We start from the raw sequence: 8,746 nt of genomic DNA on the forward strand, positions 1-8,746 counted from the left end.
CCGCGTGCCGGCGACGATCAAGATGATCGTCTACACGCTCGTCGGCTCCCTGCTGATGCTCGTCGCGGCGATCGCGGTCGGCGCCGGGCGCTCCGGCATCGCGGGCTTCGGCGCGCTCGGCGGCAGCACCGCGCTGAACGTCGACGCGGGCGCCGGTGGCGGCGGCGGGGGCGGCCTCTTCGGCGGCTCCGGCGGGCTCCCCGGCAGCGGCGGCGGCAGCAACGGCGGGGGCGGCGGCGCCGGGTCCTCCGGCTTCGGCGGCTCCGCCGTCAACGGGTCGCTGTCGCAGACGACCGACGAGCCGCAGGTGACGATCTCGTTCACCGACCCGCCCAAGCCGACCACCACCACGACGACGACCACCGACACGGACACGACGACCGACCCGCCCGTCCTGGAGGACCTGCACGCGTCCCCGTCGACGTTCAAGGCCGCGGCCACCGGCGGCAGCCTCGTGACGAGCACGAAGAAGGGCACCGGCACGCGCCTGACCTGGAGCGTCGACACCGCCTCGATGACGACGTTCGACGTCCTCGCCGCCCGGACGGGCCGCAAGGCCGGCGGCTCCTGCGTCGCGCCGAAGGCCGGCAAGGCCGTCGCCAAGAAGGACCGCTGCACCCGCTTCGTCCCCGTCGGCTCGTTCGTCCACGAGGACCTCGAGGGCGAGAACACCGCACGCTTCACCGGTCGCGTGAAGGGGCACAAGCTCGCGAAGGGCTCCTACCGGCTGGAGGCCACCCCGTCGCTCGACGACGTCGAGGGCGACGCGGTGCGGACGCCCTTCACGATCAAGTAGCGCCGGAGGCCCGTCGTCGCGGGCGGCCGCGATCAGGTCGGTCGGCCCACGGCCGACCGGCCCCATCGGCCGCGATCGTTCGCCCGATGTGGCCGGTCCGCCCGTTGTCGCGGGGCATCCCGTCGGCTACGGTCCGCCGCGTGTCGGCCCCCTACGAGCAACCACCGCCGCCCGGGGCGTCCCGGTTCCGGCGGTGGTTGAGTCGTGCAGGAGGGAGCCACCCCGACCAGCCGGAGCGCGAGCTCCGGGAGGAGCCCGCGAAGCCGCAGTGGCGATGGACCATCGCGTGGGGCACCCTCTGGTCGCTGGGCATCGCGGCGTTCGCCCCGTGGGTCGGGCTCCTCGTCTTCGCCGTCGTCCTGACGGCCGCCGCCGGCGAGCTGTGGGCCTGGGAGCGCGCCGGCGCCGAGGGACCCGGATGGCGCCCGCTGGACGTCGGCTTCTGGACCGTCGTCGTCGGTAGTGCGGTCGCTCTCGAGACGCTGACGGACCAGTCGTTCGCGCTGGCGATGGCGGCCGTCGCCCCCTTCAGCACCGCCGTCCCGCAGATCGGCCGGGGCATCCGGGCCGCGAAGGACGGTGCGCCCCGCCCGTCGGAGCGCTTGGTCGACGAGGGGCCGGCGAACGACGTCGCCCCGGCCGCGCCCCGCCCGCCTACGCCGCCAGCGGGTTGAAGCCCGCCGGCAGCTCCAGCCGGTGCGCGCGCATGAAGCCCTCGTCGGCGAGGATCTGGCGGGTCGGGCCGTCGGCGACGATCTGGCCCTGGTCGATGACGACGGCGCGGGGGCAGAGCTCCAGCGCGTAGGGCAGGTCGTGGGTGACGAGGATCGTCGTCGTCGGCAGGCGCCGGATGACGTCCGCGAGCTCGCGGCGGGCGGCGGGGTCGAGGTTCGACGACGGCTCGTCGAGCACCATCAGCTCGGGCTCCATCGCCAGGACGCCGGCGACGGCGGCGCGGCGACGCTGGCCGAGCGACAGCTGGTGCGGGGCGACGTCGCGCAGCTCCTCGAGGCCGAAGGTCCGCAGCGACGCGAGGACCCGCTCCTCGAGCTCGTCGCCCTTCAGCCCCAGGTTGGCCGGGCCGAAGGCCACGTCGGTGCCGATCGACGGCATGAACAGCTGGTCGTCGGGGTCCTGGAAGACGACGCCGACCTTGCGCCGCAGCTCGCGCGCCGTCTTCTTCGTCAGCTCGACGCCGCCGATTCGCACCGAGCCCTGCTGCGGCTGCAGCACGCCGTTGAGGTGCAGCAGCAGCGTCGTCTTGCCCGCGCCGTTGGGGCCGAGCAGCGCGACGCGCTCGCCCTGGCGGATCGTCAGGTGGACGCCGCCCAGGGCCTCGGAGCCGTCGGGGTAGGCGAAGTGCAGGTCGTCGATCCCGACCGCGACCGGCGCGTCCTCCGCTACGCCGCCCGGCCCGCCGACCGCGCCGGTCCGCACGCGGGAGCGGGTGCCGCCGCGGCCCTCCTCGGCCTGCGCGAGGACGAGCTCGGGTGCCTTCTGCGGGGCGCGCGTCGTCCGCCGGTTGCGCCGCCGGCCGCCCGCGGGACCGTCGCCGTGCGGCGTCAGCGAGATCGGCAGGCCGACCTTCTCCTCGTAGCCCGGCAGCGTCACGCGGTAGACGCAGAGGTCGCAGTTCATCCGGACGTCGCCCTGAAAGCCCTCGCGGTAGCGGTCCAGCGCGACGCGGGCCAGCCGGCGGTCGGCGCCGAGGTGCGGCCCGCCCCGGACGGTCATCTCGGGGTGCTGCTGCGCCCACGCCGCGGCCTGCTCGTAGATGCGGCCGAGCAGGACGCCGGTGAAGAGGAAGAACGGGACGACCGCGATCGTCGTCGCGCCGAGCTTCCGGCAGCGCTCCAGCGCGTCGGGCACGCGGGGCTCGGCGACGGAGATCCAGGCCGGCTCGACGATCGGCAGGCCCCGGCGGTCCGACAGGAGCCGGCAGACCTTGGCCAGGTCGCCCGAGGCGTCGGGGTCGCTCGAGCCGCGGCCGACGAGGACGACGCCGGAGGTCTCGGCCGGGGCGTCGGCGAGCGTGGCGGAGATGCGGTCCTCCGCGACCTCGAGCACCCGCGGGTCGATCGAGAGGTCGCGCGCGAAGCGGAAGCGGACGCCGGGGTGCCGGATGCGGGCGCGGGCCAGGGTCGCGGGCCCGTCGTTCTTCAGGTGCCCGGCGGCCAGCAGGACGATCGGCACCGAGACGATGTCCGTCGCGCCGTCGGCGACGAGCTTGTCGATCGCCTGGTCCGCCGAGGGCTCCGCCAGCTCGATGAAGCCGCCGGCGTGGTGCAGGTCGGGATCGATCTCACCGACGTGGCGGACGAGGTCCCAGAACTCCTCGACGTGGTCGGCGTCGCGGGAGCCGTGCCCGACGAGGACGAGCGACGGGCGGTCGGGGGACGGCGTGCCGGCCGTGCCGGCGCGGGCGTCGGACGGACGGAGGGCCACGGAGGGAGGGTAGAGGGCGCTCCGAGGCGGTGGTGCGGTGGTGCAGGCCGGCCGCGGGCGGTGCGGATCGGTGTCGGCCGGCGCGGGCGATCGCACGGGACGTCTCGATAGGTCCTTAGACCAGTGCCACGGACGGTCGGGAGCCTCTCTGGGCATGACGACGGTGCAGCGCACGGACCTGCGACGGCCCCCGGCGGGACGGCGGTGGCCGGACGCGCTGCGGCTCGGGCCGGCCGACCTGCTCGGGCCGATCGGGATCGCGTCGGTCGGGGTCGTCGTCTTCATGTGGCTGCGCACCGGCGGCCCGGACACGACGCTGGCGGGCGTCGACACCGCGATCGGGTCGCTCGGGCTGCTCAGCGGCCTGCTCGCCGCCGACCTGATGCTCCTCCAGGTCGTGATGCTCGCCCGGATCCCGGCGGTCGAGCGGGCGTGGGGGCACGACGTGCTCGCCAACCGCCACCGCCAGGTGGGGTACTGGTCGTTCTCCCTGATGGTCACGCACGTGGTCCTGTTCGCGGTCGACCGCGGGACCCGCGACGGCGCGTCCTGGGCGACGAACCTGCTGGACCTCTTCGTGCGCAACTCGTGGTACCTGCTCGCGACGCTCGGGACGGTGATGCTGATCGGGGTCGTCGCGACGTCGATCCGCTGGGCGCGGCGCCGGCTCCGCTACGAGTCCTGGCACCTGCTGCACCTCTACACGTACCTCGGGATGGGGCTGGCGATGCCGCACCAGCTCGCCGATGGCATGCACTTCCACGGGCCGATCGCCCGGGCCTACTGGTGGACGATCTACGGCATCGCCGTGGTCACCGTGCTGACCTTCCGCGTCGCGCTGCCGGTCGGCCGCTCGCTCCACCACCGGATCCGGGTCGCGGAGGTCACGCAGGAGGCGCCGGGCGTCGTCTCGGTCCACGTCTCCGGGCACCGGCTCGACCGGCTGAGCACGCGCTCGGGGCAGTTCTTCGTCTGGCGGTTCCTCGACGGCCCGGGCTGGACGCGCGGGAACCCGTACTCGATCTCCGCTGCGCCCGGCGGCGACCGGCTGCGCGTCACGATCCAGGTCGTCGGCGACGCGAGCGCCCGCGCGGCGCGACTGCGGCCCGGCACCCGGGTGGCGATCGAGGGCCCCTACGGCGCGATGACCGCGCGGCGCCGCCGGCACGACCGGCTGCTGTTCGTCGCCGCCGGCGTCGGCGTGGCGCCGCTGCGCGCGCTGCTGGAGGACACGCCCTACGCGCCGGGTGACGCGACGCTCGTCTACCGCTACGCCGACGACGAGCACCGGCTCTTCCGCGAGGAGCTGCGGGAGCTCGCCGACCGCCGCGGGCTCGAGCTGCACCTGCTCCCCGGGCCCCGGGCGGCCGACGGCGCATGGCGGCCCGCGGGCGACGACCGAGACGACGTCGCGGCGCTGTCCCGCCTGGTGCCGGACGTCGCCGACCGCGACGTCTTCGTCTGCGGGCCCGGCCCCTGGACCCGCGCCGTCCGGCGCGCCGCCCTGGCCGCCGGTGCGCGGCCCGGCCGGCTGCACAGCGAGGACTTCGGCTGGTAGCGCGAGCCGCCGCCCGAACCCGAACCCGAACCCGAAGGACAGGAGCACGAGATGCGACGGATCACGATCTGGATCGCCCTGACGCTGGTCGTCGTCGGCCTGGCGGTCTACTACCAGGCGAACGGCAGCACCGGACACGGCAAGGAGAGCGAGCGTCCCGCGGTCGCCGCCGGCGCCGGTGCACTCGGCAGCTTCCTGGTCGTCGCGGCCGCCGGCATCGGTATCGGCATCGTGCTGGGCCTGCTGCTGGCCATCCTGTTCCCGTCCCCGATCGGCATCGGGGGCATCCTGGAATATCCCATCGACCCGGACACCGACTTCGACACGTTCGAGAACTGGGGCGCCGACGAGGGCGAGTGGTACAACAGCTTGAAGGCGTACGCCGAGGTCATCAAGACCACCCTGCTGCTCAAGGACCGGTTCGACCTGGACTTCGAGTGGGCCAACCTCGACGACTCGCTGCTCAAACGGACCATCGACCGGGCGTGCACGGCGCAGCGAGGCGGCACCGGCGGATCACAGGGCTGCGACGAGGACTTCGCCGTCTACGTGCCGGGTGCTCGCAACTACAAGCTGGCGGACATGTCACAGACCGCGGGACACATCGTCGAGGCGATGGGCGACGGGTTCCCGCAGCCGCCGACCCGGATGCAGTGGTACTGGCCGGCCCGCAGCATCAACGGCCAGAAGGCGCGCGACGCCGGCCACAACCGCAACTGGTTCGACACCGAGGTCCAGTTTCAGCCGAACGTCTGCAACGGGCGGCCGCCGGGGCAGGTCTGCGACGAGTTCCCGTTCTGGACGACCAACCAGGCCGTGAACCTCTCGGGCCTGACCGCGTCGCTGAAGCCGGTGCCCGGCACGGAGTCGCTGCCGCAGGCCACCGACATCATCGGCTTCCACAACAAGTGCCGGGTGGACGACAACGAGCACTTCATCGTCCTGCCGATCAAGCCGTGGGTGCAGGCGAACGGGCCCAGCTTCGGGTTCCGGGTGAGTCCCGGCGGCGCCAGCGTCTGCATGTCACCGGCGCAGCCTTAGGAGGAGCGATGCTCGACGACATGGGCGACCTGCGGGACGCGGTGGTGGGGTACCGCGCGGCGGCCATCGCCGCCGGCCTCACCTGGTCCGCCGCCGCCACCTCCGGGGAGCCACCGGACCTGGTCCACCGGCTCTTCGACGTCGACCATGTCGCCGAGCAGCTCGTCTGGCTGCAGTCCCTGGGGTGGGACGGCCGGCTTCTGCCCAACGGTGGATATCTGCTGCCGTGGCCGACCGCGGGGAGCGAGGCGCTGGAGAGTCTGGCGTTCTCGATCGGCACCCCGTTCGGGTGGCGGCACCAGGTGCCGCTGTTCCACTTCGACTTCCTGCTCTACACGTTCGTGCTCGCCGGCGACCACGAAGGGGAGATCTGGCGGTACGAGATCTCCCCGGACGCCTGGGACGCGGTTCGCGCCGCCACCAGCCTGGCCGCCCTGTTCCGGCAATGGACGAGAGGCATCGCCGCCGGTGTGGTCGTCCACCGCGACCAGACCGGTTGGCTGCAGGTCGGCGACGGCGTGCGCCGCGACGTCGACATGCTCCTCGAGCGGATGCCCGATCTCGATCCGCTGGCCTTCCCGGTCTCGATGCCGGAGCAGCCGTTGCTGCGGGCGCGGCAGCGCGAGTGCGGGGTCGACACGGACTGCATCGAGCGCGGGTTCGAGTGCCAGGAGGAGCTTCTCGACGCCATCGCCGCGGCCCGCGCGTCCCTTCAGTGAGCGAGGCAGCTGACCCGCTCGGTGCGCAGGTCGATCTCGACCACGTCCGGGAAGCGCAGCTCCGACCAGCGGGCGATGCACCTCGGCGAGACCGGCGTCGGTGATCACCCGCTGCGCACCGGCGATCTCCTGCATGGTCTGCACGGCTTTCGGCTCGGTGCTGGAGACGTAGTAGGCCGGGTGGCTGACGTGCAGTCGCAGCAGCCGGGCGGCGACCCGGCTGTCCCATGCGAGGGGCCAACGGTCGGCCGGCACCTCCGGATCGACCGCCGGCATCGCGTGCCGGACGATGATCACCCGTTCGCCCTCGACTCTCTGGCGGACAACCACGCAACGGGGGCCCGCGGGGATCAACCAACGCCGGCGCCGCTGGAGAGCGGCGCCGGCTTTCGAGGAAGAGATCAGGAAGCGGCGTTCTTCAGGTCCTGGGCGCGGTCGGTGCTCTCCCAGCGCAGGTCCGCGAGCTCACGGCCGAAGTGGCCGTAGGCGGCGGTCTGCTGGTAGATCGGGCGCAGCAGGTCGAGGTCCCGGATGATCGCGGCCGGGCGCAGGTCGAAGACCTCGTTGATGGCCTTCTCGATCCGCTCGACCGGCACGTTCTCAGTGCCGAAGGTCTCGACGAACAGCGAGACCGGGTGGGCCTTGCCGATCGCGTAGGCGACCTGGGTCTCGCAGCGCTCGGCGAGGCCGGCGGCCACGACGTTCTTGGCGACCCAGCGCATCGCGTACGCGGCCGAGCGGTCCACCTTGGACGGGTCCTTGCCGGAGAACGCGCCGCCACCGTGCCGGGCCATGCCGCCGTAGGTGTCGATGATGATCTTCCGGCCGGTGAGGCCGGCGTCGCCCATCGGGCCGCCGATCTCGAAGCGCCCGGTCGGGTTGACCAGCAGCCGGTAGCCCTCGGTGTCGAGACCGAGGCCCTCCAGCTCGGGGGCGATGACGTGCTCGCGCACGTCCGGCGTCAGCAGCGACTCGAGCGAGATGTCGGCGGCGTGCTGCGACGAGACGACCACCGTGTCGAGGCGGACCGGACGCAGACCGTCGTACTCGATGGTGACCTGGGTCTTGCCGTCGGGCCGCAGGTAGGGGATGGTGCCGTCCTTGCGCGCGGCGGAGAGCCGGCGGGCCAGGCGATGGGCGAGCGCGATCGGCAGCGGCATCAGCTCAGGCGTCTCCGAGCAGGCGAAGCCGAACATCATGCCCTGGTCGCCGGCGCCCTGCTGGTCGAGGATGTGCTCGGAGTCGCCCTCGCGCAGCTCGATGGCGCTGTCCACGCCCTGCGCGATGTCCGGCGACTGGGAGCCGATCGAGACGCTGACGCCGCAGGACGCGCCGTCGAAGCCCTTCTTCGACGAGTCGTAGCCGATCCGCAGGATGGTGTCGCGCACGATGCTGGGAATGTCGGCGTAGGCCTGCGTGGTGACCTCACCCGCCACGTGCACCTGGCCGGTGGTGATCAGGGTTTCCACCGCGACGCGGCTGCGCGGGTCCTGCGCGAGCAGGGCGTCGAGAATCCCGTCGCTGATCTGGTCAGCGATCTTGTCCGGGTGGCCTTCCGTGACCGACTCGGAGGTGAACAGGCGGCGTGCCACGGTGCTCCTCAGATTTGTCGAATACAACGTAACGCGGAAGTGTAGTCAGCCCCGCTGGGTCTCGCGGACCTGGGCATCCAGGCGTTCCAGGACGTGGTCGAAAATCATATCCGCCACATCGTCTTTAGGGAGTTCGCCGAGTGCCGTGGTGGCACCGTCGGCGCCCAGCAGGGTGACCGTGTTGCGATCCTGGCCGAACACCAGGTCCGGGCCCACCTCATTAACGACGATCAGGTCCGCACGTTTCCGCACCAGCTTCACACGCGCATTCTCGAGTGCGGCCTGGGTCTCGGCAGCGAATGCGACAAGTATCTGACCAGGACGTTTCCCGGCGCCCAGTTCGGCCGCGATGTCCGGGTTCGTGGTGAGGACGATGGGTGCGGGCGTACCGTCGTCGGTTTTCTTGATCTTCTGGGTGGCGACCGCCTTCGGGCGGAAGTCGGCCGGCGCGGCCGCCATCACCACCACGTCCGCCGAGGCCGCGGCCTCGACGGTCGCCTTACGCAGTTCCTCGGTGGTGCCCACACGGATCAGATCGACACCGGCCGGGTCGGGCAGCGCGACATTCGCTGCGACGAGCGTCACCCGGGCGCCC

Annotated in this window: 7 protein-coding genes and 2 pseudogenes; 5 read left to right on the forward strand and 4 right to left on the reverse strand. The window is 72.6% G+C overall.

Annotated elements, in window-relative coordinates; all coding sequences use genetic code 11:
- Both AB0L40_RS24545 and AB0L40_RS24550 read left to right on the forward strand, forming a co-directional pair.
- Positions 1–796 (forward strand): annotated as a pseudogene (locus AB0L40_RS24545) (hypothetical protein); the annotation flags it as partial.
- Between the two features lie 140 nt (positions 797–936).
- Positions 937–1,470, forward strand: a complete 534-nt coding sequence (locus tag AB0L40_RS24550; RefSeq protein ID WP_364360887.1) for a hypothetical protein — start codon at positions 937–939, stop codon at positions 1,468–1,470.
- Here the strand turns inward: AB0L40_RS24550 and AB0L40_RS24555 are convergent.
- Both AB0L40_RS24555 and AB0L40_RS24560 read right to left on the reverse strand, forming a co-directional pair.
- Complete coding sequence (locus AB0L40_RS24555; protein ID WP_364360899.1) at positions 1,451–2,170, reverse strand: ABC transporter ATP-binding protein; 720 nt, start codon at positions 2,168–2,170, stop codon at positions 1,451–1,453. The genes AB0L40_RS24550 and AB0L40_RS24555 overlap by 20 nt on opposite strands.
- Positions 2,171–2,488: 318 nt before the next feature.
- A pseudogene (locus AB0L40_RS24560) lies at positions 2,489–3,397 on the reverse strand (sirohydrochlorin chelatase); the annotation flags it as partial.
- Between AB0L40_RS24560 and AB0L40_RS24565 the strand changes: the two are divergent.
- From AB0L40_RS24565 to AB0L40_RS24575, 3 genes are read left to right on the forward strand one after another with little or no spacing between them, the layout of a single operon-like run.
- Entirely contained in the window at positions 3,396–4,799 is a 1,404-nt protein-coding gene (locus AB0L40_RS24565; protein WP_364360889.1) for a ferredoxin reductase family protein, read from the forward strand. The pseudogene AB0L40_RS24560 and the gene AB0L40_RS24565 overlap by 2 nt on opposite strands.
- A 51-nt stretch (positions 4,800–4,850) precedes the next feature.
- Positions 4,851–5,840 carry a hypothetical protein gene (locus AB0L40_RS24570; protein ID WP_364360891.1) on the forward strand — a complete coding sequence of 330 codons (990 nt, stop codon included), beginning with the start codon at positions 4,851–4,853 and terminating at the stop codon, positions 5,838–5,840.
- A gap of 8 nt (positions 5,841–5,848) precedes the next feature.
- Entirely contained in the window at positions 5,849–6,559 is a 711-nt protein-coding gene (locus AB0L40_RS24575) for a hypothetical protein (protein WP_364360893.1), read from the forward strand.
- Between the two features lie 401 nt (positions 6,560–6,960).
- Here AB0L40_RS24575 and metK read toward each other — a convergent pair whose 3' ends face one another.
- Both metK and AB0L40_RS24585 read right to left on the reverse strand, forming a co-directional pair.
- Positions 6,961–8,151 carry a methionine adenosyltransferase gene (metK, locus tag AB0L40_RS24580; RefSeq protein ID WP_364360895.1) on the reverse strand — a complete coding sequence of 397 codons (1,191 nt, stop codon included), beginning with the start codon at positions 8,149–8,151 and terminating at the stop codon, positions 6,961–6,963.
- Between the two features lie 45 nt (positions 8,152–8,196).
- Positions 8,197–8,746: phosphopantothenoylcysteine decarboxylase (locus tag AB0L40_RS24585; protein ID WP_364360897.1), on the reverse strand; the 550-nt coding region annotated here is incomplete at its 5' end.

Origin of the sequence: Patulibacter sp. NPDC049589, from assembly GCF_040675535.1 — a bacterium.
Taxonomy (GTDB): Bacteria; Actinomycetota; Thermoleophilia; order Solirubrobacterales; family Solirubrobacteraceae; genus Patulibacter.

What these genes read in the sequence shown, in the direction of transcription:
- AB0L40_RS24570 (WP_364360891.1), top strand. Translation starts at nt 4,851, where the DNA reads ATGCGACGGATCACGATCTGGATCGCCCTGACGCTGGTCGTCGTCGGC.
- AB0L40_RS24565 (WP_364360889.1), top strand. Translation starts at nt 3,396, where the DNA reads ATGACGACGGTGCAGCGCACGGACCTGCGACGGCCCCCGGCGGGACGG.
- AB0L40_RS24575 (WP_364360893.1), top strand. Translation starts at nt 5,849, where the DNA reads ATGCTCGACGACATGGGCGACCTGCGGGACGCGGTGGTGGGGTACCGC.